Below are 24,642 nucleotides of genomic sequence, written 5' to 3' on the forward strand. Positions count from 1 at the left end.
AGACCGGAGCCAGGCGCTGGCGGGCGCTCAGGCAAGTGCGGCCAGAGTCTCCGGGAGCACCGCCAGGCCCAGCAAGCCTTGGTAGAGCACTTCCTGGGTGCGAGCATAGGACACGGGCCTGCCGTCTTTTGGGGGCAGGTGTGTGCGCACCAACGCCAACAGGTTGTAGGCCAGCAGCCGCAGCCAACTGAGCACCACGGGAGCCTGCCCCCGTAGGCTGGCCGAGGCCGTGTCTTCCTCCAGCACCACGTCCGCCGTCCAGTTCGGCCCGTTCTCTATTCCCCAATGCCCTCTCACTACTGTCAGCATCTGCTCCCCCGACAACTCCCCACTGGGAATGGAGGTGAGAAACAGTCGCGTCTCCACCTCGGGCAAACGCCCCTCGCGCTCCCGCGTGCTGCGCACCCATATCCATTGCCGGGCTTCGGGAAACTCTTCTGTCTCGGGTACGGGCGTGACTCTCAACTCCCTTTCCACCCACTCGCCCCGCGCCTTCTCTCTCACTCTCACCTGTACCGGGGCCGTTGCCAGCGCTATCCACGCCACGTCGTGCAACCGGCTGAAGTTCTCCTTGAGCGCGAACAGGTAATGTTTGCCCGCTTCCCTCACCGCCCTCGCGTTCGCCGCGCTCGTCAGCCCCGCGTCCCCTGTCACATACTTGAAGTGCTCGCCATACTTCTCCACGACTCGTCCGAGCAACTTCGCGAAGGCCGTCGCTTCTCCTTGCTTGCCTTCCAACATCATCTGGTCGAGCACCGGGCACGCCCTGCTGCTGGTGAGCGCCGCCCGGAGCGCGAAGGGGTACCAATACTCCTGCCCTTGCTCATCCCGGAGTGTGTGACAGGGCTCGCACGGCGCTTGTCCTCGCGTGCTCTCCCCCGCCTTGCCGTCAATCGACACCACTCCCGCCGCCAGCCTGTCTTGCCTCAGCACTCCCTGCTCGAGTGCTGTCCGCACCGACTGCTGCAACACCTTGTCCCATCCCTCGGGCCCAAGCTGACTGAGCAGTCTATCCAACGTCGTGTCCGACACCGCTCCGCTCAACCCCTTCGGCTCCGTCCCTTCACGCACCAGGTCCTCCCCCAATGCCTCTACCTGTCGCAGCACTCTTCTTCCCGTCGCCATCCCCACCACCAGCAGCGACAGGAGCGCCCCCAACCCGTGCCTCTTGCCGCGACTGGCCCGCGGGTCCACTATCTCCTTGAACGTCAGTCCCAATCGCGTCAGCATCTGCTGCACGGCCGAGGTGTTTGCTCCCTGCTGCTTCCTCGTCCCTGTTTGCTTCTCAGGGGGTGTGGAGGGCCCGCCAGCTCTCCCGCCCCGGTTTTTCTCCCCGTCCACGTCGACTCTCCAACGGCCTCATCTGGCCCGCGTCCTACCTGTGCCGGACTCGTGCCTCGCGATCAGCCCACCGCTGCCCGCGCCACCTCGTCCCATGGATGGGCACCTTACCTCGCCCGTAGGTCCAGGTGGGATAACTTCTCTCGTGGGACTTTGAATCAAGCCTGTCCCAGCTCGTTGTTCCTTCAGACGGTGTTCGCCCCAAGTCGGAGTACCTGCGCTTCCACCACGAGCATGTATTCCAGGGGCAGCTACGAAGTGCCTGACACCTTCGCTCGCCTTCGCTCGTGTCTGACACCTCGTGAGAGTCTTACGAATTGTCTGACACCTCGTGAGACACCGCGTGAGGCTAATATGGGCAGGTTTGCCCACACGTCGTTAGCCGACAACCCGCCTGCGCTGCCTGCCCCTGCGCATCATCATTGGCAAACCTACATGCCTTTGTGCAACCTCCAAGGAACTTTGTAGAGCCGAAACCAGTGAACGGCGCGCACGCCGCTCCAGTTGAGATGCTCACCGCGCTGCATTCGACTTTGCAGTTCCTGGCAAGAGCATGTACCTCCCCATCAGAGGACTCGCCGCTCTGAGAATCCTCATGGGTCCGTTCTTCGGTTGGGGGAGTCGGCTCTTCTGCCGCAGTACCGCACCCAAGGCCAAAGAAGCTCAAGAAGCCACAGCCGATCAACAGCAAGATTTGCCGCTTCATGGACACTCTCATTTATTGATTCGGGTTTAATTGAAATACCATGAAAAGCTAGCCTTTCATCGAGATGCGTGGAAGCGGCACCACGGGGGCGCGTGTCTGCGAAGTTTTTCACATGCTTGGTGCCCACCACGAGCGGAGCGAGGCACGGCTTCACCTGTAAGCAGCGCGGACTCGACTTTCCCCATTTGGGGCTGGTCAAGGTCCGCGGTTCATGCGGCCTTCGGCTGAGGCAGTGAAGCTGGTTTACGGGATGGACGGTCGGCAGTGCGGTTCCATGTGCATCCCCTGGGAAGGGGGTGCTCGGCGGCCGTTGGTGGGTTGTAGGTCCTGCCGGCTCTTCCCGAGAACAGGGCTCCCGGGAGAGCGTTGCACGTTGCCCCTCCGGGTGTACGTCTGTACAGTGGCCGGCCTCATGAAGCCAGAGAAGGAAGAAGGGGCTTTCACCGGGTCTCGGCGCAAGCCCTGGACGGGACCTCGCGGACTCGATGCCGTCCTCCAGGGGTGGCGCGAGAACAACCAGATCTGGCCCGACATCGTCCTGGACGAGGTGACCCCGGCCCGGCCCGGTGCCCATGCGCCCATCCCCGAGGGCGTGGCCCCCCAGGTGCGCGAGGCCCTGCGCCGCCGCGGCATCGAGCGGCTCTTCTCCCACCAGGCCGAGGCGTACGAGCTGGCCCACTTGGGCAAGAACCTCGTCATCGCCACGCCCACCGCCTCGGGCAAGAGCCTCTGCTACAACCTGCCCCTGCTGGACCGCTTCGCGCGCGAGCCCCAGGCCCGGGCCCTCTACCTCTTTCCCACCAAGGCGCTCTCGCGCGATCAGGAAGAGTCCCTGCGCGTCTTCATGCGCGAGGCGGGCCTGGAGCACGGCGCCATCACCTTCGACGGGGACACCCCGGCGGATGCCCGGCGCGCCGCCCGCGAGCGCAGCGGCGTGCTGCTCACCAACCCGGACATGCTGCACACCGGCATCCTCCCGCACCACGCGAGCTGGGCCCGCCTCTTCTCCAACCTGCGCTACGTCGTCATCGACGAGCTGCACACCTACCGGGGCGTGTTCGGCTCGCACCTGGCCAACGTGCTGCGCCGCCTGCAACGCGTGGCGGCCTTCCATGGCTCCTCGCCCACCTTCATCCTGGCCTCGGCCACCATCGGCAACCCCAAGGCCCACGCCGAGCGGATGCTGGGCCGCGAGGTGGCGCTCATCTCCGAGAGCGGCGCCCCCGCCGGCGAGCGCCGCGTCATGGTCTACAACCCCCCCGTGGTCAACGCCGAGCTGGGCATCCGCGCCAGCTACCTCAAGAGCGCCGTGCGCCTCACCGCGGACCTCGTGCGCGCCGAGGTGTCCACGCTCCTCTTCGCCCAGTCGCGCAACTCCGTGGAGGTGATGCTCAAGTACCTGCGCGACAAGTTCGTGGCCGAGAAGATGGACCCGAACCTCATCCAGGGCTACCGCGGCGGCTACCTGCCCGGCACGCGCCGCGCCACCGAGGCCGCCCTGCGCGCCGGCGAGGTGCGCTGCGTGGTGGCCACCAACGCGCTGGAGCTCGGCATCGACATCGGCTCGCTGGACGCCGTGGTGTGCGCGGGCTACCCGGGCTCGGTGGCCGCGCTCATGCAGCGCTTCGGCCGCGCCGGCCGCCGGGGCGCGGGCAGCCTCGCGCTCCTGGTCACCTCCAGCGCTCCGTTGGACCAGTACCTCGCCTCGGATCCCCGCTTCCTCACGGGCGCCCCGGTGGAGCACGCGCGCATCGATCCGGACAACGTGGAGATCCTCGTGCAGCACCTCAAGTGCGCCGCCTTCGAGCTGCCCTTCGCCGAGGGCGACACCTTCGGGGACGTGCCGGCCGAGTCCGTCACCGACGCGCTCGGCTACCTGTCCCAGCACGAGGTGGTGCACCCCTCGCCCGGCCCCGAGGGCCGCAAGATGTTCCACTGGTCCTCGGACGCGTACCCGGCCAACCACGTGTCGCTGCGCAGCGTGGGCTGGGACAACGTGGTCATCATCGAGCTGGGCACGGATCGCACGCTCGCGGAGATGGACTTCCGCTCGGCGCACACCATGTTGCACGAGCAGGCCATCTACCAGCACGAGGCCGAGCAGTATCAGGTCGAGCGCTTCGACTACGACAACCACAAGGCCTACGTGCGCAAGGTGGCGCCCGACTACTTCACCGACGCGATGACGTACGTGCGCGTCAACGTCATCCAGGAGGACCAGGGCTCCCCCATGGGGCCCACGCTCCAGGCGGGCATGGGCGAGGTGAGCGTCATCGAGAAGGTGGTGGGCTACAAGAAGATCAAGTTCCACACCCACGAGAACGTGGGCTACGGCGAGGTGGCCCTGCCGGAGATGCAGATGCACACCACTTCGCTCTGGCTCACCGTGCCCGAGACGGTGGTGCGCTCGTTCGGCGCGCCGCGCCCCGCCGTCATCGACGCGCTCCGGGGCATCGCCACCGCGCTGCGCACCGTGGCGTGCGTGGGGCTGATGATCGACCCGAGGGACCTGGGCAAGACGCTCGGGAGCAAGGACGACGCGGACGGGCCGCCGCGCAAGGACGGCGGCGTGGGCTTCGATCCGACCATCTTCCTCTACGACAACATCCCCGGCGGCGTGGGCCTGGCGGCGCGGTTGTTCGATCAGCGCGAGGAGCTGTTGCGGCGCGCGCGCCGGCTCCTGGAGGGGTGCTCGTGCGAGGAGGGCTGCCCCGCCTGTATCGGCCCGGCGGCGGGCTCCTTCCCGGGCAGTGCTCCGGTGGAGGAGCATCCGCGCAAGCGGCTCTCGCTGGAGATCCTCTCGGCGCTCGGGGTCGTGGCCCTGCAATAGGCGAGGTGCACCGTGGACTTGAAGCGCAAGCTGGCGCGGCTTGGCGGCGTGGGTCCCGGGGGCAAGCCGGGCGCGTCCGCGACTCCGGCTCCGGCCACTCCCGTGGTTCCCGCTCCCGCTCCCGCCGTGGAGCCCGAGGCGCCCTCGGCGGAGCAGGCCGCGCGCGTGGCCATGTTGCGCCGGATGCTCGGAGAGCTGACCGAACGTCACGGGACGGCGCTCCGCCGGGGTCCTCCGCAGCCTCCTCCGGGTCCTCTCCCCGCCGAGCCCCGGACGACGCCGCATGGGGTCATCCACGTCGCCGAGCGCCTGCTGTCTCCGGAGCACCACCACGGAAGCGCGCCGCTCGCGGAGGCGCTGGACGCGGAAGCCTCGCTCGTGGCGAGCCTCGCGTTGCAGCCGGGCCTCGCGGGCGTGGACTTCCAGCGGATGCTCTTCCTGGACACGGAGACGACGGGGCTCGCGGGCGGTACGGGCACGGTGCCCTTCCTCGTGGGCCTCGCCTGGTTCGAGGGCCGCTCGTTGCGCGTGCACCAGCTCTTCCTGCGCCGGCTGGGCGAGGAGGCTCCGCTCCTGCGGGAGCTGGCCGCGCGCATGGCCCAGGCCTCGTGCCTCGTGACGTTCAACGGCAAGAGCTTCGACTGGCCGCTCTTGCGCACCCGCTTCGTGCTCAACCGCGTGCCCGTCCCCGCCGAGCTGCCGCACCTGGACCTGCTGCACTGCGCTCGCCGCGTCTTCAAGCACCGGGGCAGCGGGACGCGGCTGGTGCACCTGGAGGAGCAGGTGCTCGGCTTCCACCGCGTGGGCGACGTGGACGGGGCGCTCATCCCGGAGCTGTACTTCCGCTTCCTGCGCGGCGCCGAGGGCTCGGCCCTGACGCCCGTGCTGGAGCACAACGTGAATGATCTCCTCTTGCTGGCGGCCCTGCTGGGCCTGCTGGCGCGGCGCTTCCGCGCGAGCGGCGCGGAAGGGGAGGACCCGAGGGACATGCTGGGCTTCGCGGGCGTGGCGCTCCGGGCGAGAGACCCCGAGCGGGCCCTGGCCTTCGCCCAGGCCGCGGCGGCGGGAGACTCGGGCGCGGTGCGGGCCGAGGCGCTCGCGCTCGCCTCGCGGTTGTCGCGCCGGGGCGGGGATGTCCGCACGGCGGTGGCCAACCTGCAGCGGGCGCTCGCGTCGGCCCGGAAGGACCAGACGGCGCCGCTCCACCTGTCCTTGACCAAGCTGTACGAGCACGGGCTCAAGGATCTGCCGCGCGCGCTCCACCACGCCCGGCTCTGTCCGCCCGCCGAGAGCGGCGAGGCCCTGCGCCGCCGCGTCGAGCGCTTGGAGCGCAAGCTGTCCAAGGCGACGCGCGCCTCCACCCTGGATTTGGGCGAGCCGCTCTGAGCTAGGCCCGCCAGGGCACGAGCACCCGGGGCGGTTGCCGCTCCGTGCTGGCCAGTTGCGTGAGCATGTCATCCACGCGCGTGAGCCAGTGCAGGAGGCGGAAGGGGCTGGCGGTGCCCCGGCGGGCGGCCTCCTCGGGCGCGAGGCGGTGCCGGGCCTCCTGGATGAGCGTGGACGCGGGCTCGACGTGGGGAGTCGCCTCCTGGCCCAGCGCGCTCGCCATCACCCGGGCGTTGTTCGCGAGCCGCTCCGCCGCCTCGCGCAACAGCTCCCGCGACGCGTCGTTCATCTCCATCAGCCCGCGCCCCATCTCCAGGTGCCGCACGGACAGGACGAGCTCGGACACGGTCCGCAGGGTGTGCGTCGCGCGCGGGGTGAAGTGCCGGAGCCCTCCGGTGAGCGGTTGCGCCGCGGCGCGCAGGTCGCGCAGGCGCGCGTCCAGCACCCGCGCGGAGTCGAGCAGCCGGGCCGGCTCCGTCTCCGGGGTGCGCTTCACCACGGCCTCCTCGAGGTACTCGCACACCGCGTCCAGTACCTGCCGGGCGGAGGTCTGGATCTGCGCCGTGGTGCGCTCGGGGAAGAGGATGAGGGCGATGATGGCACCGGCGGCCGCGCCAATCATCGTCTCCTCGATGCGCAGCCAGAGCAGCTCCGGGGTGAAGCGGCCGAGCAAGCCATAGAGCACGGACAAGAGCGTGGTGAACCAGAACACCATCCACGCGTAGGAGATTTGAATCAGATAGAAGCCGAAGAAGACGCACACGAAGATGCTCACCAGCTCGATGCCGGCATGGCCACTGACGGCCCCGGCGAGTAACAGTCCGGCCAGCACGCCGAGCACCGTTCCCAGCACCCGCGCCCAGGCGCGCTGCAGCGTGTCCCCCCGCGAGCGCGTGCGCGTGAAGATGACGAAGGCGGTGATGACGGCCCAGTACCAGCGCTCGGCGGACACCGCGTAGCCCACCGCCATCGCGATGACGCTCGCCACGGTGACTTGAATCGCCTGGCGCGTGGAGGGATGGAGGCCCGTGCGCGCGAGCGGGCCCGGCGCGGCCTTGTCCGTGGGCGCGGCGGCCTGCTCCGGGGCGAGCGGTGCATGTTCGCGGGGAAGCCGCTCGGCGGCCTCGAGCAGATCCGTCAGGGCACGGTGGATGCGCTGGGCGTCCACCCGGCCCCGCTCGTCTCCGGGCGCTTCCAGCACCCGGTCGAGGTACGCCCTCATCGCCTGGGCCGCCGCCGGGTCCCGGTCGCGGATGGCGACCCGCGCCGACACCAGGGCCTGGCGGAGGTCCGCTCGCGCCCCCGGTGACAACGCGCCCGAGTCGACCACCTGTTGCACGGAGCGGAGCACGCGGTTGGCGGCGAGCTCCAGCTCGAAGAGCCGCTGTCTCAGGTCGGAGTGGCCGCGGGAGACCAGGTCCTCCACCGCGAGCGCCGCGTCACTCAGGCGATCCGCCTGCCGGAGCAGCCGGCGCAACAGGGCACAGGTCATCCGGGGCTGCTCGGGGATGTCCGCGAGCTCCCACAGCACGACATCGATCGTCTTGCGAAAGGCCCGCACGGTGCGCCGCAGGACATGGTCGGGGCGGTCCGGGACGAGCACGAAGCGCACCGTGTACGCGATGCCGACGGCTATCACCATGGCCCCCGCGAGCGCGGGCACCTGCGAGAGCTGGGCGTGGAAGAAGAGGGCGTTGAAGAAGGAGAAGAAGCCAATCATCCCGAGCGCCAGTCCCCGGGGGCCGAACCTGCGCACGAAGGTGGAGACGAAGATGGTGACCGCGAAGGCCGCGGCGCCGAGCAGGGGAATCTGGGCGGCGAGCGTGCCCAGGACGGCCGAGGTCAGCGCGGGCACGACGAGGAGCGCGGTGGTGAGGCGCTGCTCGCGGGGTTCCGGGTCCGTGGCGAGCTGCGAGCCCATCATCGCCACCATGGTGCCCACCATGGTGACGGTGGGTGGCTCGCCGAGCAGGCGCGCGAGCCGGGAGAGGATGAGGGCGGCGAGGCCCGCGCTCAGGGCGGCGCGCAGGCCCTTGCGCAGCCGTCCCAGGTCGGGGTCGGAAATCACGAACAGGTCCCACAGGTGCGTGGGATTCAGGCGGTGCTGGAGATGTCGCAAGCCGTTCCTCCGCCGCAAGGGTGCGGATGGAAGGCCGGCTCGTGCATGCCCGTTCCCCTGGCCGCTGGGGCTCCGGGGCGGCGTGAGTCGCTCGAGAGCGCCCGTACCGGGAGGCCTCGCGTGGGGCCGGGTGTGACGCACCTCACTCGCTGGCTGTGGACGCCGTCACATCGGGTGCCCCCCTTCTTCGTGCACTGTCTCTTCATGAACGGGGGCCGCCGCTGAGGCGGCCCGGCATCGCACGGAGGCACGCCATGGTCGAGACACTTCGCGAGCACAAGGACAACGCCGCTCAACTCTTCGCCAGTGGGCAGTGGGAGGCGGCGCTCGTCGAGTACCGGCACATCACCCGGGCCGCGCCGGAGGACCTGGCCAGCCGCCAGAAGGTGGCCGAGCTGCTCCAGCGGCTGGGTCGCAAGCAGGAGGCCATCGAGACGTACACGGACGTGGCCAAGGCCTGGGCCCGTCAGGGGTGGCTGCTGCGCGCCATCGCCTTGTGCAAGCTCATCCTCCATCTCGAGCCGGGTCATGGCCCCACCCAGCGGTTGCTGGCGGACTTCCACGCGGGCCACGCGCGCCCCCAGCCCCGGCTGACGCCCGCGCCCGTGGTGTCCGCCACCTTCCAGGAGTCGCACGAGGAGGGCGAAGAGGTGCTCCCGCGCATCCCGCTCTTCTCGAAGCTGAGCCCGGAGGCGTTCCTGGCGGTGGTGGAGGAGTTGAAGCTCAAGCCCTTCGAGCCAGGGGCCACCCTCATCACGGAAGGCGAGGCGGGCCAGTCCCTGTTCGCCATCGTGGAAGGGCGCGTGGACGTGGTGCGGCAGGGGGATGGCGGGCAGAACCGCAAGGTGGCCTGCCTGGGCGAGGGCGACTTCTTCGGGGAGATGGCCTTGCTGTCGGACGCTCCGCGGCTGGCGAGCGTGGTGGCCGCCACGCGCACCGTGGTGTTCGAGCTGACGCGGGAGCAGGTGGAGCGGCTCGCCGAGCTGCACCCCTCGGTGGCGCACATGCTGCGGTCCTTCTACCAGGTGCGGCTGCTGGCCAACATCCTGCGGGGCAACCCGCTGCTGTTCTCCCTCACGCCCCTGCAGCGCGAGGCCATGACGAAGGCCGTCCAGTTCCACGCGGTGTCGGCCGGCCAGAGCCTGCTCGTCCAGGGACAGCCCGGTGACGCCCTCTACCTGCTGCTCCGGGGCCAGTGCCGCGTGGTGCACCGCCTCCCGGATGGTCACGAGAACGAGCATCCGTCGCTGCACGAGGGGGACATGTTCGGCGAGCTCTCCGTGCTGCTCGGCCTGCCCGCCACCGCCTCGGTGATCGCCGACACCCCCTGCACGCTGTTGCGGCTGGCGCGCGCGGACGTGGAGCGGCTCATCGTGATGAACACCGGGCTGCGCGAGGCGCTCTTCCGTCTGAGCTCCGAGCGCCTCCAGCGCACCGCCCAGCTCGTGTCCAGCTACGAGCTGGACGGGGCCTAGCCTCGGGTCCGAGTCCCCTGCTCAGGGCTCGAAGCGCATGACGTCGCGCACCTGCCGGAGCGCGGCCCCCGCGGGGACGAGGCGCATGAGGGTGTCGCGCAGGAAGCGGACCGCGGTGTTCTCGAGCTGGGCGAGGCGTCCGAGCTGGAAGGAGCGGGACACGAACTGGTTGGCGCGCGGGAGCCGGCGGCGCTCGTACCCGGCGAGCGCGAGGGAGGGCTCGGGCTCCCGGGCCAGGCAGCGGGCGAGCACCACGGCGTCCTCGATGGCCTGACAGCCGCCCTGTCCCATGTTGGGTGTCATGGGGTGGGCGGCGTCTCCGAGCAGGGTCACCCGGCCCTGGCTCCAGCGCGCGAGCGGCACCCGGTCATGGATGTCGGTGCGGAAGATGTTCTCCTCGGACGTGGCGTCGAGGATGGCGGCGATGGGCGCGTGCCAGCCGCCGAAGTACTGGAGCAGGGCCTCGCGGGCGCGGCCGGGTTCATCCCGGACTCCCGCGGGGGCGTTCCGGGTGGCGTACCAGTACACCTCGCCGTGCCCCACGGGGACGATGCCGAAGCGGGCGCCGGGCCCCCAGCTCTCGCTGGCGCTGGTGGGGTGGGCCTGGGGCGGCAGTGTCGTCATACCCCGCCAGCTCGTGTAGCCCGAGTAGCGCGGAGCATCGCCCCACAGCGTCTGGCGCACCACGGAGTGGAGCCCGTCCGCGCCCACCAGCAGGTCTCCCGTGGCGGTGGTGCCATCCGACAGGCGCACCGTCACGCGCTCGCCATCGTCGTGGAAGCCCGTCACCGCGCGTCCCGTGCGCACCTGGCCCTCCTCGAGCCCGGAGAGCAGGACCGCCTGCAGGCGGGAGCGGCGGATGGCGATGGCCGACTCTCCCAGCTCCCGTGAGAGCTGCTCGAGGTCGACGCGGGTGAGCACCCCGCCGGAGCCGGTGAGTGTGGCCAGGGAGGTGAGGGGCTGCCCCTCCTGGCTCACCGCCTCCGCCAGGCCGATGGAGCGCAGCGCCTTCATGGCGTTCATCTGCACGGTGATGCCCGCGCCCACCGGGCGCAGGACCTCGGCGCGCTCGAACACGGTGGAGGTGATGCCCGCCTGGCGCAGGGCGCGGGCCAGGGTGAGCCCCCCAATGCCGCCTCCCGCGATGAGCACGTGGCGGGTGGAGGAGCTCGTCGGGGTGGGAGAGGCGGACATGGGGCGACTCCGGGTGGGGGGCTCTCAGCCCGTGGTGCGCGGGAGGATCAGGGCTTCCAGCCGATCCACGGCCTTCTCCAGCACGTCCTGGGAGGGGCCGAAGGACAGGCGCACGTAGTTGCGGAAGCGCGAGGGGCGGGCGCGGCGCTTGCCGGGGTTCACGTCGAAGAACTCCCCCGGCACGGCGATGATCTTCTGCTCCAGCGCGGCGCGGAAGAAGCCCATGCCGTCATTGAGGGGCGCGGGCAGGCCGGACACGTTGCCCCAGATGTAGAAGGTGCCATCGGGCGGGCGATCCGTGCGGATGCCCAGGCGCTCCAGGCGCGAGTGGAAGCGGTCGCGCTTGTCGCGGAAGTGGCGGTGGATGGCGAGCGTCTCCTTCACCACGAGCTCCTCCTCGAGCAGGGGGATGGCGGCGCGCTGCAGGGGCCGGCTGCCGCCGCCGTCGAGGAAACTGCCCGCGCTGGACACCGCCTCGATGACCTGGCGGGGCCCCACGGTCCACGTCATGCGCCAGCCCGGGTAGCGCCAGTTCTTGGTGAGGCCGTCGAAGAGCACGACGGGGTCGCGGTTCACGTCCTCCACGTAGCGCGCGGCGCTCTCGATGGGGAGCTGACCCGGGCGGCCCGTCCAGATGTAGTGCGAGTAGAACTCGTCGATGAGCAGGGTGCACTCCAGCTCCCGGGCGACGCCCACCCAGCGCGCCAGCTCCTCGCCCTGCACGAGCTTGCCCGTGGGGTTGCAGGGGTTGGAGAAGAGCAGGGCGGACAGGCCCCGGCCCTGCACCTCGCGGCGCAAGTCCTCGTGGGTGAAGGCATAGCCGCGCTCGCCCTCCAGGAGGATGGGGATGGAGGTGAAGGCCTTGAAGACGTCCAGCAGCTCCTCGTAGGCGGTGTAGTCGGGCAGGAAGTGGCCGAGGTTGACGGAGCCGAGGCTCGCGGCGGCGCGGGTGAGCGCGGTGCGTCCTCCGCCGGAGAGCGCGACGTTCTCCGCGCTGTACTGGCTCGGCAGGCCGCGCCGGTAGAGGCGGTTGTAGAGCGAGGCGATCGTCTCGCGCACCTCCCAGAGTCCGGCCACCGGGGCGTACTCCAGGTCGTTCATGTCCACCGTGACCTGGCCCACGCGCGGCGGGGCTCCGGGCAGCTCATCCGTTTCGGGCTGGCCCTGGCCAAGGTTGCACCAGTCGGGGTCCCCCCCCTTGTAGCCCCGGCGCATGGCCTCGGTGGTGACGTAGATGACGCCCGTGCGCGGCACGGTGCGGAACGCGGGAAAGGAGTCTTCGCTCACCCGCCGCACGCTAGCGGAGGAGGGCACGCGCTTTCATCTGAATGATTCACGGCGCGAAGAGCCGCAGCAGGGTGTTCGTCTTGGGGTACGGCACGTGATTCATGTGGGGGAGGATGCGCATCAGCGCGAGCCCCTGGATGGTGGCCAACCACATCCACGCGAGCTCGGCCGCGGGCGTGCGCACCACCCGGCCCTCTTCCTGGCCCGCCTCGATGAGCGTCACGAGTTGTTGGAAGAACTGCGAGCTGTAGCGCTCCAGCGCCTGTCCGACGGGACCGGGGACGCTCTCGCTCGCGTGGGCCTGCACGAGGATGAGCGGGAAGGACGGCTCGCGCTGGACGCCGTCCAACACCCGGGTGCACAGCCACTGCAACTGCTCCCACGGGGAGCCGGAGTGCTGGCGAGCCTCGGCGACGAGCTGGATGCCCTGTTGTACGGACTCCTCGACGAGCGCGGCGAACACGGACTCCTTGTCCGGGAAGTAGTGGTAGACGAGCCCGTAGCTGATGCCCGCCGCGGCGGCCAGGTCCGTCATCTTGCTCGCCGCGAGTCCCTTGCGCGCGAAGACCCGCCGGGCCGCCTCCAGCAGGGCACGCCGTCGCTCCGCCTTCAACCGCTGGTTCTGTGCTTCCGTGCGAGGCATGGGGGCCCGGGCAACCTATCATGGCTGTACCCGGAGGTGCCGGAACGGCATGCTCCCGCGCCATGCCTCACCCCGACCGCACCCTCTATCAATTCCCCATCTCCCACTTCTGCGAGAAGACCCGCTGGAATCTCGACGCCAAGGCCATCCCCTATGGCGTCCGCAACCTGCTGCCCGGTGTGCACGTTCGGGTGACGAAGCGCCTGACGGGGGGGCGCGGCCACTCCGTTCCCGTCCTGGTGGACCGGGGCACGCCCCTGGGCGACTCCACCGACATCGCCTTGCACCTGGAGCGCGCCTATCCGTCCGCGCCCCGGCTGATCCCCGCCGGGGGCCCCGAGCGCGAGCGCGTCCTGGAGCTGGAGGCCTACTACGACGAGACGGCCGGCGTGCACGTGCGGCGCTGGGCATACGCGAAGCTCATCGAGGAGGAGTCGGAGGTGAAGTCCTTGATCTTCAGGGCCTTTCCGCTTCCGGTGCGGCTGATCGGACGCGCGATGTTTCCCCTCGTGAAGAAGAACATCCAGCGCCACTACGTCCAGTCGCCCGAGAAGGTGGAGGCGTCGCGGGTGAAGCTGCTGGAGGGGCTCGAGCGGCTGGAGCGGGAGATTCAAGGGGACCCCGCGCGCTACCTGGTGGGGGATCGCCTGTCGATCGCGGACATCACCGCGGCGGCGCTCTATTCCCCGTTGATGCGCCCCGAGGGCTCTCCGTATGCGCCCCAGCGCGGAGAGCGCGCATCGCGTCAACTCGAGCGGATGCGTGAGGAACTCCTGGCGCGTCCCGCGGGCCAGTGGTTCGTGCGGCGCTACCGGGAGGATCGCCAGCGCCTGGCCCGGGGTTTTCCCCCGGGCGCGGACACTCCCCGGACGTGAAGGTCCCTCGGGGCGGATGGGAATTTCCCGCCGCCTTTGGAGTTGGCGGCCCGGGTTTTTTCATCAACCCCAACCCCACGAGATTCCATGAACCGCATGAAGTTCCTCCGTCACGCCTGGGCCCCGGGTACGCTCGGTGCCTGCCTCCTGCTGGGATGCGCGGCGAGCACCCGCTCCACCGCCCTGGCGGAGTCTTCCTCCGCCGCCCAGGCGGAGGCCAAGAGCCCGGCCCTGTCGCTCGGCGTCGAGACGAAGCACTTCGACACCAGCGTGCGTCCCCAGGATGACTTCTTCCGCTACGTCAACGGCACGTGGCTGAAGACGGCCAAGATTCCGGCGGACAAGGGTCGCTACGGCTCGTTCATCGAGCTGCGCGACAAGAGCGAGGAGGCGCTGCGCACCCTCATCGAGGAGTCCTCCGCCGTGCAGTCTCCGGCGTCCGGCTCCGACACCCAGAAGGTGGCGGACTTCTACAAGAGCTTCATGGACACCGAGCGCATCCAGTCGCTCGGCATCGAGCCGCTGCGGGCGGACCTGCAGCGCATCGCCGCGCTCAAGGACAAGAAGGAGCTGCCGGAGCTGTTCGCCGTGCTCGGGCGCATGGGCGTGCAGACGCCGTTTGGCGGCTTCGTGGGCCAGGACGCCAAGAACGCCGAGCGCTACATCCTCTATGTCAACCAGAGCGGGCTGGGCCTGCCGGATCGCGACTACTACAGCAAGCCCGAGCCGCGCTTCGTCGAGACGCGCGCCGCGTACCTCACCTACATCGAGACGATGATGCGTCTGGCGGGAGAGAAGGATCCCGCGGGCGCGGCGAAGACGATCCTCGCGCTGGAGACCGCGCTGGCGGAGAAGCACTGGGATCGCGTGCGCAACCGCGACCGCGAGGCCACGTACAACCTCAAGAGCGTGGCGGAGCTGGACGCGCTCACGCCGGGCTTCGCGTGGACGAGCTACCTCAAGGCCGCGGGGACCGAGAAGTCGCCCGCCGTCATCGTGCGCCAGCCGGACTACTTCCAGGCCCTGGCGAAGATGATCCAGGGCACGCCCCTGCCCACGCTCAAGCAGTACCTCACCTTCAAGCTGGTGAGCGGGTACGCGCCCCTGCTCAGCACGCCCTTCGAGCAGGCCCACTTCGCCTTCTACGGCAAGACGCTCCAGGGCCTGGAGGAGGACCGGCCCCGCTGGAAGCGCGGAGTGGAGTCCGTGGACCGCGCGCTGGGTGAGGTGCTCGGCCGGATCTATGTGGAGCGCTACTTCACGCCCGAGAGCAAGGCGCGCATGCAGAAGCTGGTGGACAACCTGCGCGTCTCCTTCAAGCAGGGCATCGACCAGCTCGACTGGATGAGCCCGGAGACCAAGGCCCAGGCCCAGCAGAAGCTGGCGAAGTTCAACGTGAAGATCGGCTACCCGGAGAAGTGGCGGGACTACTCCGCGCTCACCGTGCGCGCGGACGATCTGGTGGGCAACGTGAAGCGCTCGAGCGAGGTCGAGTACAACCGCAACGTGGAGAAGCTCGGCAAGCCCATTGATCGGTTGGAGTGGGGCATGACGCCGCAGACGGTGAATGCCTACTACAACTCCTCGATGAACGAGATCGTCTTCCCGGCGGCCATCCTCCAGCCTCCGTTCTTCGATCCCCAGGCGGATGACGCCACCAACTACGGCGCCATCGGCGGCGTCATCGGGCACGAGATCAGCCACGGCTTCGATGATCAGGGCAGCCGCTCCGACGGCGACGGCAACCTGCGCGACTGGTGGACGGCGGAGGACAAGGCCGCCTTCCAGCAGCGCACCGGCCAGCTCTCCGACCAGTACTCCAGCTTCAGCCCCCTCCAGGGGATGAACGTCAATGGCAAGCTCACCCTGGGTGAGAACATCGGCGACCTGAGTGGACTGACCGTGGCCTACAAGGCCTACAAGCTGTCCCTCGGCGGCAAGGAGGCTCCGGTGATCGAGGGCTTCACTGGCGACCAGCGCTTCTTCCTCGGCTGGGCCCAGGTGTGGCGCACGGCCAACCGCGAGGACGCGCTGCGTCAGCAGCTCCTCACGGATCCGCACTCGCCGGGCGAGTACCGGGTCAATGGCGTGGTGCGCAACATGCCCGAGTTCTACTCCGCCTTCGGCGTGAAGGAGGGCGATGGCGCCTTCCTGCCGGCCGACAAGCGCGTGAAGATCTGGTGATTCGCGCCTGAAAGGGCGCGGGCCCGGGAGCGTCGGAAATACGCTCCCGGGCTGATAGGTTCGCGCGCCATGCGAACCCCTCTTGTTTCCGCCGTCGCGTGTGCCTTCTGGCTCACGCACTGCAGTCATGCTCCGGAGCCGCGGGAGGCGTCCGCCCCCAGCGCTCCGGCTCCCTCCGCCGTCACGCCCGTCAGCGCGCCCAAGGGCCTGAGCTATCCGGCCGCGCGCAAGGACGACGTGGTCGACGACTACCACGGCACGAAGGTGGCGGACCCCTACCGCTGGCTGGAGAACCCGGACTCGCCCGAGTCCCGTCAGTGGATCGAAGCGGAGAACCAGCTCACCTTCGGCTACCTGGAGAAGATTCCCCTGCGCGCGCGGCTCAAGCAGCGCATGACGGAGCTGTGGGACTACGAGCGCTTCTCCGTCCCCTGGAAGCAGGGCAGCCGCTACTTCTTCTTCCGCAACGACGGTCTGCAGAGCCAGTCCGTGCTCTACACGGCGGACTCGCTCTCGGCCGAGCCCCGGGTGCTGTTGGATCCCAACACGCTGTCCGCGGATGGCACGGTGGCGCTCGCGGGGCAGGACATCACCGAGGACGGCCACCTGCTGGCCTATGGCGTGGCCACCGCCGGCAGCGATTGGAAGGAGTTGCGCGTGCGCGACGTGCGCACGGGCAAGGATCTGCCGGACATCATCCAGTGGGTGAAGTTCTCGGACGCCTCGTGGACCCGGGACGGCAAGGGCTTCTTCTACAGCCGCTATGACGAGCCCAAGACGAGCGAGGCGCTCAGTGGCGCCAACTACTACCAGAAGCTCTTCTTCCACCAGCTCGGCACGCCGCAGAGCCAGGACACGCTCGTCTACGAGCGCAAGGATCAGAAGGAGTGGGGCTTTGGGGGCCACGTCACCGACGACGGGCGCTACCTGCTCATCAACATCTCGCGGGGCACCGAGCAGAAGAACCTGGTGTTCTACAAGGACCTGAAGGATCCCAAGGCCAAGGTCGTCGAGCTGCTGCGCGACTGGGACGCGAAATACGAATACATCGCCAACGACGGCACGCTGTTCTGGTTCAAGACGGATCTGGACGCGCCCCGCGGCCGCGTGGTCGCCATCGACCTGCGCAAGCCGGAGCGCAAGGAGTGGAAGGAGATCATCCCCCAGGGCGAGGAGACGATCGCCTCGGTGGACATGGTCAACGAGCTCTTCCTGCTCAACGTGATGAAGGACGCGCACTCGGTGGTGCGGCGGGTGTCGCGTGACGGCAAGCCCCAGGGCGAGCTCGCGCTGCCGGGTCTGGGCAGCGTGTCGGGCCTCAACGGCAAGCGTCAGGACACGGAGACCTTCTACTCGTACTCCAGCTACACCTCGCCGCCCACCGTGTACCGCTACGACGTGAAGTCGGGCCAGAGCACGGTGTTCAAGGCGCCCCAGGTGAAGTTCGATCCGTCGCAATACGAGACGGAGCAGGTCTTCTTCCAGAGCAAGGACGGCACCCGCGTGCCCATCTTCCTCAGCCACAAGAAGGGGCTGAAGTGGGATGGGACCACGCCCACGCTGCTGTATGGCTATGGCGGCTTCAACGTCCCCCTGACGCCGGGCTTCAGCGTGGCCAACCTGGTGTGGATGGAGCAGGGGGGCCTCTACGCCGTGGTCAACCTGCGCGGCGGCGGCGAGTACGGCCGGGAGTGGCACGAGGCCGGCACGAAGCTGCGCAAGCAGAACGTCTTCGACGACTTCATCGGCGCGGCCGAGTACCTCATCGCCCAGAAGTACACCTCCACGTCCCGGCTGGCGATCACCGGCCGCTCCAACGGCGGACTGCTCATTGGCGCGGCGGTGACGCAGCGGCCGGACCTCTTCGGCGTGGCGCTGCCCGGCGTGGGCGTGCTCGACATGCTGCGCTTCCACAAGTTCACCATCGGCTGGGCGTGGACGAGCGACTACGGCTCCGCGGAGAACCCGGAGGAGTTCAAGGCGCTCCACGCCTACTCGCCGCTGCACCAGGTGAAGCCCGGCACGCGCTACCCCGCCATGCTCGTGCACACCGCGGACCATGACGACCGCGTGGTACCCGGCCACAGCTTCAAGTTCACGGCGGCCGCCCAGGCGGCGCAGGCCGGTGAGGCCCCGGTGCTCATCCGCATCGAGACCAAGGCGGGCCACGGCGCGGGCAAGCCCACGGGGAAGATCATCGAGGAGTACAGCGACCTCTGGGCCTTCACGTTGGACCAGATGGGCGTGGGCCGCACCCAGTCCGTCGCGGGCACGCAGTCGCCCTGACGCCGGGGAGGTGAGGGGGCGGGCAGGTGGGTGCATTCCCCCGTGCCCGCTTCCCTGTTGCCTCGCTCATGGGGACGTCCACCTTTCGGGCAGATGACTCGAACCAGGAGAGTTCCCATGAAGAAATTCGTTCTGGCCACCGCCACCTGTGCCCTCACCTTGTGGGGGTGCGCCAACTCCTCGAAGGCCCGCTCCGAGGAGCCCGAGGCGTCGATGCAGGAACTGACGGACGAGAAGAGCCGGGCGCAGAAGGACCGCATGGGCGCGCCCACCGTCTATGAAGGCGAAGCCACGGGCGGCGCGGGCAATGCGGTGCGCAACGGGGACGGGGAGCTCTGGGCACCCGAGGTGGCTCCCGGCAACACCGTCGTGCGCACGCCCTCGGACACCCAGCAGAGCATCGAGCGGCAGACCCAGGGCGCGCAGCCGTCGGACAATGGCTCGTCCGAGGTCATCGACGAGGGTCCGAGCGAGGATGTCCCGAAGCAGTAGCGGTGAGCCGCGCGAAGGGTCCTCCCGCGGAGGAGGACCCCCGCGGGGTCGTGAGGGATGACTTCAGCTCTCGAGCGAGGCGCGCAGGAACCACGCGTGCTTCTCGAACTCGGTGATGATGCCGGTGAACAGGTCCACGGTGTCCGTGTCCTGGTGCTGCTCGGCCGCCTTGCGGCTGTCGCGCAAGCCGACGAGGTAGCCTTCGATGCGCTCGGCCAGGAGCTTCACGTGCTCCAGGTCCTTCGTCGTCTCCTGCGGGTAGTCCGCCAGCCGGCTCGTCTTGGCCACGTAGCGGCTGGTGCCGTAGGCCTTGCCGCCCAGCGTCACGGCGCGCTCGGCCACCGAGTCGTTGTGGTTGGCCAGGCTCACCGCGAACGTCTCGAAGAGCGGATGGAGCGCCGCGAACTGCGGGCCCTTGATGTTCCAGTGCGCGACCTTGATCTGGCTGTGCAGATCCAGACCGTCGGCCAGACGCGCGTTGAGCTGCTCGACGAGGGCGGCACGGGACTGCTCGGGAAGGGGGCTCGGGCTGCGGTACATGAGGAAGTCCTTTCTGAAGATGTGTGGATTGGATGCGCGATGGGGAAAAAGGAATCGCCCCCCGGTGGTGACACCGGAGGGCGCTTCTTGAAAACCCGCGCGATGGGGAACTGACGGCTTTACGACTCGAGACCGACCGCGGCCGCGTGGATGACCGAGGCGATGCGGACGGCGTCGTTCACCTGGTCCTCGGAGAGGCCACCGTCGACGACGACCTTCTCGTGGGACTGCACGCACATCTCACAGCCGTTGATGGCGCTCACCGCGAGGCAGACGAGCTCGAAGTCCACCTTGTTGGTGAGCACCTGCCCCAGACGGTTCATCCGCAGACCGGGCCGCTTGGTGGCGTAGGACTCCTTGCCCACCATGTGACGGAACCGGTAGTAGATGTTGTTCATCCCCATCAGCGAGGCCGCCGCGCGGGCGTCCTCGATGACGGGCTCGGCCTGATCGCCGAGGGCCTGGCGGGCCTCGTGGAGCATGGCCTTCTTGATGAGCTCGTTGCGGGCCGCGAAGGCACACGCCACGGCCACGCCCCAGCGCTGCGCGGGGGTGAGGCTGTTGTTCTCCAGCACCGACTGGAGATTGAGGCGGGTGTCCTTGTGGGCATCCGCCAGCTCACCGCGAACGACTTCGAGCGACGCCATGGTGCCTTACCCCGCCTTCGCCAGCTTGGTGGTGAGGGTCTCCTCGCCCTTCTGCCAGTTGCAGGGGCACAGCTCGTCCGTCTGGAACGCGTCCAGGGTGCGGATGACCTCGCTCACGTTACGGCCCACCGACAGGTCGTTCACCGACACGTGCCGGATGATGCCCTCGGGGTCCGCGATGAAGGTGGCGCGCAGGGCCACGCCCTCGTCCTTGTGCAGCACGCCCAGCGCCGCGCTCAGCTCGCGCTTGATGTCCGCCAGCATCGGGAAGGGCAGACCCTTGAGGTCCGGGTGGTGCGTGCGCCACGCGTGGTGCACGTACTCGCTGTCCGTGCTCACGCCGAGGATCTGCGCGTTGCGATCCTGGAAGTCCTTGTCGCGCTTGCCGAACTCCGCGATCTCCGTGGGGCAGATGAAGGTGAAGTCCTTGGGCCAGAAGAACAGCACCGTCCACTTACCCTTGTAGGTGTCCTGGTTGATGTCCTTGAACTCCTTGCCCTTCTCCAGGCTCACCACGCCCTTCAGGTTGAACGCGGGAATCTTGTCGCCAACGGTCAGCATGTGTTTCGACTCCTTGGATGGGGGCCTGCTTGCTCCCAGGCCCGGGTGGTGAAGTTCGTGTACTCTCAAAGCAGCCGCCGTGCCAGAACACGTCCTTCGTGATTCCAGGGGGTTACTACAGCCCTGTGTTCCAGCCGGTGCCGCCGGACCGGTGCATACCGAAATAACGGTGTCCGGCGCCACTGACATTTCGGTGCCGCCCCGGTTATCTACGTAGACGTATGGCGGATGACATCGTTGCGGTGACGCGCGCGGATTGGCGCGGGGAAGCCCGGGACCTGATCGAGCTGGCGACCTCGGAGCGGCCCGTGGCGGAGCTGCTGCGCCGGGGGCTGGAGTGGCTCACCCGGGTGGTGCGCTTCGACCTCGCCACGCTCTTCTTGCTGCGAGAAGGCAAGCTGGTGGCGGTGGTGGCCCGGGGGCCCCTGGCGAGCGAGCAGGTGCGCCGGCACGAGCTGCGGCTGGCGGACTTCCCCTCGCTGCGCCAGGCGCTGGAGACGCGGCGGGCGCGGGCCTTCACGGACGAGGACCACTCGCACGGGGACGGCGACCCCTTCGATGGGGTGTTGGACCTGCCGCCCGGCCATTCGTGCATGGTGGTGCCCCTGTGCGCGGCGGAGCGCTGCTACGGGCTGCTGACGTTGGACAGGACCGAGTGCGAGACGTATCCGCAGTCGGTGGTGGATCTGGTGGAGGTGTACGGGCAGATGCTGGCCACGTCGCTGCAGGAGGTCGAGCAGAAGAGCACGCTCGAGCGGCTGCACCAGCGCGAGCACGAGCACGCGCGGCTGCTGGAGTCGCAGTTGGGCGGGGACGAGGTGGGGGTGCTGGAGACGTCGCGCAGCCCGGCGGTGCGCGAGCTGGCGCTGCGGGCGCGGCAGGTGGCGGAGACGGACACGCCGGTGCTGCTGCTGGGCGAGACGGGCACGGGAAAGGAGCGGCTGGCGCGGGCGGTGCACCGCTGGAGCACCCGGGCGGAGGCACCCTTCGTGACGCTCAACTGCGCGGCCATTCCCGAGGGGCTCCTGGAGAGCGAGCTGTTCGGCCACGTGAAGGGCGCGTTCACCGGGGCCACGAAGGACCGGGCCGGGCGCTTCCAGATGGCGCACGGGGGCACGCTCTTCCTCGACGAGGTGGGGGAGATGCCCGTGGAACTGCAGGCCAAGCTGCTGCGCGCCCTGCAGGAGAAGACCTTCGAGCCGGTGGGCAGTGACAGGACGGTGCGCGCCGACGTGCGCATCCTCGCCGCCACGCACGTGGACCTGCGCCAGGCCATCTCCCAGCGGCGCTTCCGCGAGGACCTCTACTACCGGCTGAGCGTCTTCCCGCTGCGGCTGCCGCCGTTGCGCGAGCGGTTGGAGGACCTGCCGCTGCTGTGTGCCTTCCTCCTGGAGGAGCAGGCCCGGAGGACGGCGCGGCGGGGGATGAAGGTGACGCCGGAGGGGCTCGCGCGCCTGGCGGCCTATGACTGGCCGGGCAACATCCGCGAGCTGGCCAACGCCCTGGAGCGCGCCACCATCCTCTCGCGCAAGCGGGAGCTGGGCGCCGAGGCGTTCGACCTGCCCGCGCGGGCGCCCGAGCCGAAGCGCCCGCCCGAGCCCGCTCCCGTAGCGGAGTCCGGGGAGGAGGGCTCCGTGGCGACGCTGGAGGAGGTGCAGCGCCAGCACATCCTGCGCGTGCTCGCCCGCACGCAGGGCCGGCTCTACGGCCCCGGGGGCGCCGCGGCGCTGTTGGGTCTCAAACCCTCCACGCTGCAAAGTCGCATGAAGAAGCTGGGCATCACGCGTCTGGAGCAATACGTCGCCACCCCGCCAGCCCCTCCCGGGAAATAGCGCGGGAGGCGGAGCGTTGGCCCCGTACGCCGCTGTCCTGGAGGAATGAGGAACCATGAGCGATCCGATGCCGCCGCCCTCGTCTTTCGGCCCTCCCCCGGGCGCATCGAGGAAGCCCCCATCCTCGCGCGCGCCGCTGATCGTGGTGCTCCTGGGCGTCGTGGTGGCGCTGGCCATCGTGGGGTACTCCTGGTGGAAGGGCCGCCAGACGCCAGTCGCCACGCCCGAGCCCGCGCCCCCCGTGGCCACGGCGCCGGATGCCTCCATTGATGATGTGCCCCCGCCGCTGCCGCCCCTGGCGGAGAGCGATGCCCGCGTGCGCGAGCTGGTGGGCCTGCTGTCCCCCCTGCCCGAGCTGCAGAAGTGGCTGTCCTCCACCGAGGACCTGGTGCGCCGCTTCTCCTCGGCCGTGTCCAACATCGCCGAGGGCCAGAGCCCCCGCTCCTCGCTGTCCTTCATGGCCCCCGTGGGGGACTTCCAGGTGACCCGGCGCGAGCACCGCCTCTTCATCGTTCCCGAGAGCTTCGCCCGCTACGACGGCGTGACGCGCGTGTTCACGTCGCTCGACACGTCCACCAGCGCCATCACGTACAAGGCGCTCCGGCCCCTCATCCAGGGCTCCTACCTGGAGATCAGCCGCCCCGGGCAGCGCTTCGATCAGACGCTCTCCAACGCCATCCAGCGGATGCTGGACACCCCCGTGCCCGAGGGCGACGTGGAGGTGGTGGACGCGCCGGGCGGGGTGAACTTCAACTATGCCTCCGAGCAGCTCGAGGGGCTCAGCGCCGCGCAGAAGCACCTGGTGCGCATGGGGCCCACCAACGCCCGGGCCATCCAGGCCAAGCTGCGCGAGCTGCGGGACGCGCTCGCCCTGCCGCCGCCCGAGGCCTCTCCCTCGCCGTGAGGGGGACGGCGCGCTCAGAGGCCTCCGGGGGCCAGCACGACGATGCTGAAGGCCACCAGCGGCTTGTCCCCCTTGTTGCGGTAGGTGTGCTTCTGGTCCCCCCGGAAGACGAGCACGTCGCGCGCCTCGAGCGTCCACACGGAACCGACCGTCACCAGCTCCAGGGTGCCGCTCTCGCAGGTGAGGTATTCCCGCGTGCCGGGCGTGTGTGGAACGCCCACGAGCACGCCGTCGCCGGGAAAGTCCATCCGCTCGATGATGAGGCCCGGCAGGCTGTCCGGCAGCACCCGCTCAATCCGCACGTTGCCCTTGGTGCGCGAGGAGAGGCTCGCCCGCTTGACGAGCCGGGCCTCCTGCCGGGGGGCGCCGAGCAGCTCCTCCACCGAGGTCTGCAACGACGACGCGACGCGCAACAGGACCGACAGGGTCGGATTTCCACTGCCCGACTCCAGGTGGGTCCACGTCGCGCGCGGCACGCCCGCCAGCCTGGCGATCTGCTGCTGGCTCAGGCCGCGCGCGTCGCGCAGGGCACGCAGGTTGCGCGCCAGGTTCTCGGAGGTGCGCTCCATGGCCATGGCTGCCTCTCCCGTCCGGTTCTCCCGTGACATCCCCGCCGCCTCTTCCCCGTGCCTTGGCGCCATCGCATTGGCGACCGGACAATTTATTGACCAAGCCGCTGACATACGGACCGCATGCCGGTAGAGCAAGGGGCAGCTTCAGCCTACCCACGACGAAAGGACGTCCCATGCCGTTCACCCTGCCCGAACTGCCCTACAACAAGGATGCACTCGCCCCCCACATCAGCGCGGAGACGCTCGAGTACCACCACGGCAAGCACCACAATGCCTACGTGACGAACCTGAACAAGCTGCTCGAGGGCAAGCCCGAGGCCAACCAGTCGCTCGAGCAGGTCATCCTCGGCAGCGACGGGGGCGTCTTCAACAACGCCGCCCAGGTGTGGAACCACACCTTCTACTGGAACTGCATGAAGCCCAACGGCGGCGGCAAGCCGACGGGCGACCTCGCGGACGCCATCAACCGCGACTTCGGCTCGTATGAGAACTTCCGCGAGCAGTTCTCCAACGCCGCCGCCACGCAGTTCGGCTCGGGCTGGGCCTGGCTGGTGCTCGACAAGGACAAGCTGGCCATCACCAAGACGGGCAACGCGGACCTGCCGATGAAGCACGGCCAGAAGGCGCTGCTGACCATCGACGTGTGGGAGCACGCCTACTACATCGACTTCCGCAACGCGCGCCCGAAGTACATCTCCACGTTCCTCGACAGCCTCGTCAACTGGGACTTCGTCACCCAGAACCTCAAGACGCGCTGAGCGAGGCGCT

Annotated in this window: 19 protein-coding genes; 10 read left to right on the forward strand and 9 right to left on the reverse strand. The window is 69.2% G+C overall.

Translation table 11 applies throughout. The features are described from left to right. Positions 1–27: 27 nt before the first annotated feature. Positions 28–1,230, reverse strand: a complete 1,203-nt coding sequence (locus tag D187_RS17585) for an ISAs1 family transposase (protein ID WP_245591757.1) — start codon at positions 1,228–1,230, stop codon at positions 28–30. A gap of 1,229 nt (positions 1,231–2,459) precedes the next feature. Here D187_RS17585 and D187_RS17590 point away from each other — a divergent pair. Both D187_RS17590 and D187_RS17595 read left to right on the forward strand, forming a co-directional pair. Next, positions 2,460–4,877 (forward strand): DEAD/DEAH box helicase, encoded by a 2,418-nt coding sequence (locus D187_RS17590; protein WP_043430430.1) that lies wholly within the window; start codon positions 2,460–2,462, stop codon positions 4,875–4,877. Positions 4,878–4,889: 12 nt separating this feature from the next. Beyond that, positions 4,890–6,263, forward strand: coding sequence for a ribonuclease H-like domain-containing protein (locus D187_RS17595; RefSeq protein ID WP_002626609.1), 1,374 nt, complete (start codon positions 4,890–4,892; stop codon positions 6,261–6,263). Position 6,264: 1 nt separating this feature from the next. On the opposite strand, the gene D187_RS17600 is transcribed toward D187_RS17595, so the two are convergent. Beyond that, a complete protein-coding gene (locus tag D187_RS17600) occupies positions 6,265–8,382 on the reverse strand; it encodes an FUSC family protein (protein ID WP_002626610.1) in 2,118 nt (705 codons plus the stop codon). 254 nt (positions 8,383–8,636) lie between these two features. Between D187_RS17600 and D187_RS17605 the strand changes: the two genes are divergently transcribed. Continuing rightward, positions 8,637–9,857, forward strand: a complete 1,221-nt coding sequence (locus D187_RS17605; RefSeq protein WP_002626611.1) for a cyclic nucleotide-binding domain-containing protein — start codon at positions 8,637–8,639, stop codon at positions 9,855–9,857. Positions 9,858–9,878: 21 nt separating this feature from the next. Here the strand turns inward: D187_RS17605 and D187_RS17610 are convergent, their stop codons facing one another. The 3 genes from D187_RS17610 to D187_RS17620 all read right to left on the reverse strand — a co-directional run bounded on the left by D187_RS17610 (position 9,879) and on the right by D187_RS17620 (position 12,981). Then, positions 9,879–11,051 (reverse strand): FAD-dependent monooxygenase, encoded by a 1,173-nt coding sequence (locus tag D187_RS17610; RefSeq protein ID WP_002626612.1) that lies wholly within the window; start codon positions 11,049–11,051, stop codon positions 9,879–9,881. 24 nt (positions 11,052–11,075) lie between these two features. Further along, positions 11,076–12,266 (reverse strand): pyridoxal phosphate-dependent aminotransferase, encoded by a 1,191-nt coding sequence (locus D187_RS17615; RefSeq protein ID WP_438356955.1) that lies wholly within the window; start codon positions 12,264–12,266, stop codon positions 11,076–11,078. A gap of 118 nt (positions 12,267–12,384) precedes the next feature. Continuing rightward, the gene (locus D187_RS17620; RefSeq protein ID WP_002626614.1) at positions 12,385–12,981 is read right to left on the reverse strand and encodes a TetR/AcrR family transcriptional regulator; all 597 of its coding nucleotides are present in this window, start codon (positions 12,979–12,981) and stop codon (positions 12,385–12,387) included. A gap of 62 nt (positions 12,982–13,043) precedes the next feature. On the opposite strand from D187_RS17620, the gene D187_RS50025 reads away from it, so the two are divergent. The 4 genes from D187_RS50025 to D187_RS17640 all read left to right on the forward strand — a co-directional run bounded on the left by D187_RS50025 (position 13,044) and on the right by D187_RS17640 (position 18,818). Continuing rightward, on the forward strand, positions 13,044–13,856 hold the full coding sequence (locus D187_RS50025; protein WP_002626615.1) for a glutathione S-transferase family protein: 813 nt from the start codon (positions 13,044–13,046) through the stop codon (positions 13,854–13,856). Between the two features lie 87 nt (positions 13,857–13,943). Next, positions 13,944–16,040 (forward strand): M13 family metallopeptidase, encoded by a 2,097-nt coding sequence (locus D187_RS17630; protein WP_002626616.1) that lies wholly within the window; start codon positions 13,944–13,946, stop codon positions 16,038–16,040. Between the two features lie 69 nt (positions 16,041–16,109). Beyond that, positions 16,110–18,326, forward strand: a complete 2,217-nt coding sequence (locus tag D187_RS17635; protein WP_002626617.1) for a prolyl oligopeptidase family serine peptidase — start codon at positions 16,110–16,112, stop codon at positions 18,324–18,326. 117 nt (positions 18,327–18,443) lie between these two features. Next, a complete protein-coding gene (locus tag D187_RS17640; RefSeq protein ID WP_002626618.1) occupies positions 18,444–18,818 on the forward strand; it encodes a hypothetical protein in 375 nt (124 codons plus the stop codon). Positions 18,819–18,881: 63 nt separating this feature from the next. On the opposite strand, the gene dps is transcribed toward D187_RS17640, so the two are convergent. The 3 genes from dps to D187_RS17655 all read right to left on the reverse strand — a co-directional run bounded on the left by dps (position 18,882) and on the right by D187_RS17655 (position 20,566). After that, the gene (gene dps / locus D187_RS17645; protein WP_002626619.1) at positions 18,882–19,358 is read right to left on the reverse strand and encodes a DNA starvation/stationary phase protection protein Dps; all 477 of its coding nucleotides are present in this window, start codon (positions 19,356–19,358) and stop codon (positions 18,882–18,884) included. Positions 19,359–19,477: 119 nt separating this feature from the next. Then, positions 19,478–20,005 (reverse strand): carboxymuconolactone decarboxylase family protein, encoded by a 528-nt coding sequence (locus tag D187_RS17650; protein WP_002626621.1) that lies wholly within the window; start codon positions 20,003–20,005, stop codon positions 19,478–19,480. A gap of 6 nt (positions 20,006–20,011) precedes the next feature. Then, a complete protein-coding gene (locus D187_RS17655; protein ID WP_002626622.1) occupies positions 20,012–20,566 on the reverse strand; it encodes a peroxiredoxin in 555 nt (184 codons plus the stop codon). Between the two features lie 221 nt (positions 20,567–20,787). On the opposite strand from D187_RS17655, the gene D187_RS17660 reads away from it, so the two are divergent. Both D187_RS17660 and D187_RS17665 read left to right on the forward strand, forming a co-directional pair. Further along, positions 20,788–22,398 carry a sigma 54-interacting transcriptional regulator gene (locus D187_RS17660; protein WP_002626624.1) on the forward strand — a complete coding sequence of 537 codons (1,611 nt, stop codon included), beginning with the start codon at positions 20,788–20,790 and terminating at the stop codon, positions 22,396–22,398. A gap of 55 nt (positions 22,399–22,453) precedes the next feature. Next, complete coding sequence (locus tag D187_RS17665) at positions 22,454–23,302, forward strand: DUF3014 domain-containing protein (RefSeq protein WP_002626626.1); 849 nt, start codon at positions 22,454–22,456, stop codon at positions 23,300–23,302. A gap of 14 nt (positions 23,303–23,316) precedes the next feature. On the opposite strand, the gene D187_RS17670 is transcribed toward D187_RS17665, so the two are convergent. Continuing rightward, complete coding sequence (locus tag D187_RS17670) at positions 23,317–23,910, reverse strand: helix-turn-helix domain-containing protein (protein WP_245591746.1); 594 nt, start codon at positions 23,908–23,910, stop codon at positions 23,317–23,319. Between the two features lie 137 nt (positions 23,911–24,047). Here D187_RS17670 and D187_RS17675 point away from each other — a divergent pair, with 137 nt between their 5' ends. Then, complete coding sequence (locus tag D187_RS17675) at positions 24,048–24,632, forward strand: superoxide dismutase (RefSeq protein ID WP_002626631.1); 585 nt, start codon at positions 24,048–24,050, stop codon at positions 24,630–24,632. The last annotated feature ends 10 nt before the right edge of the window (positions 24,633–24,642 follow it).

It is taken from the genome of Cystobacter fuscus DSM 2262, from assembly GCF_000335475.2.
Lineage (GTDB): Bacteria > Myxococcota > Myxococcia > Myxococcales > Myxococcaceae > Cystobacter > Cystobacter fuscus.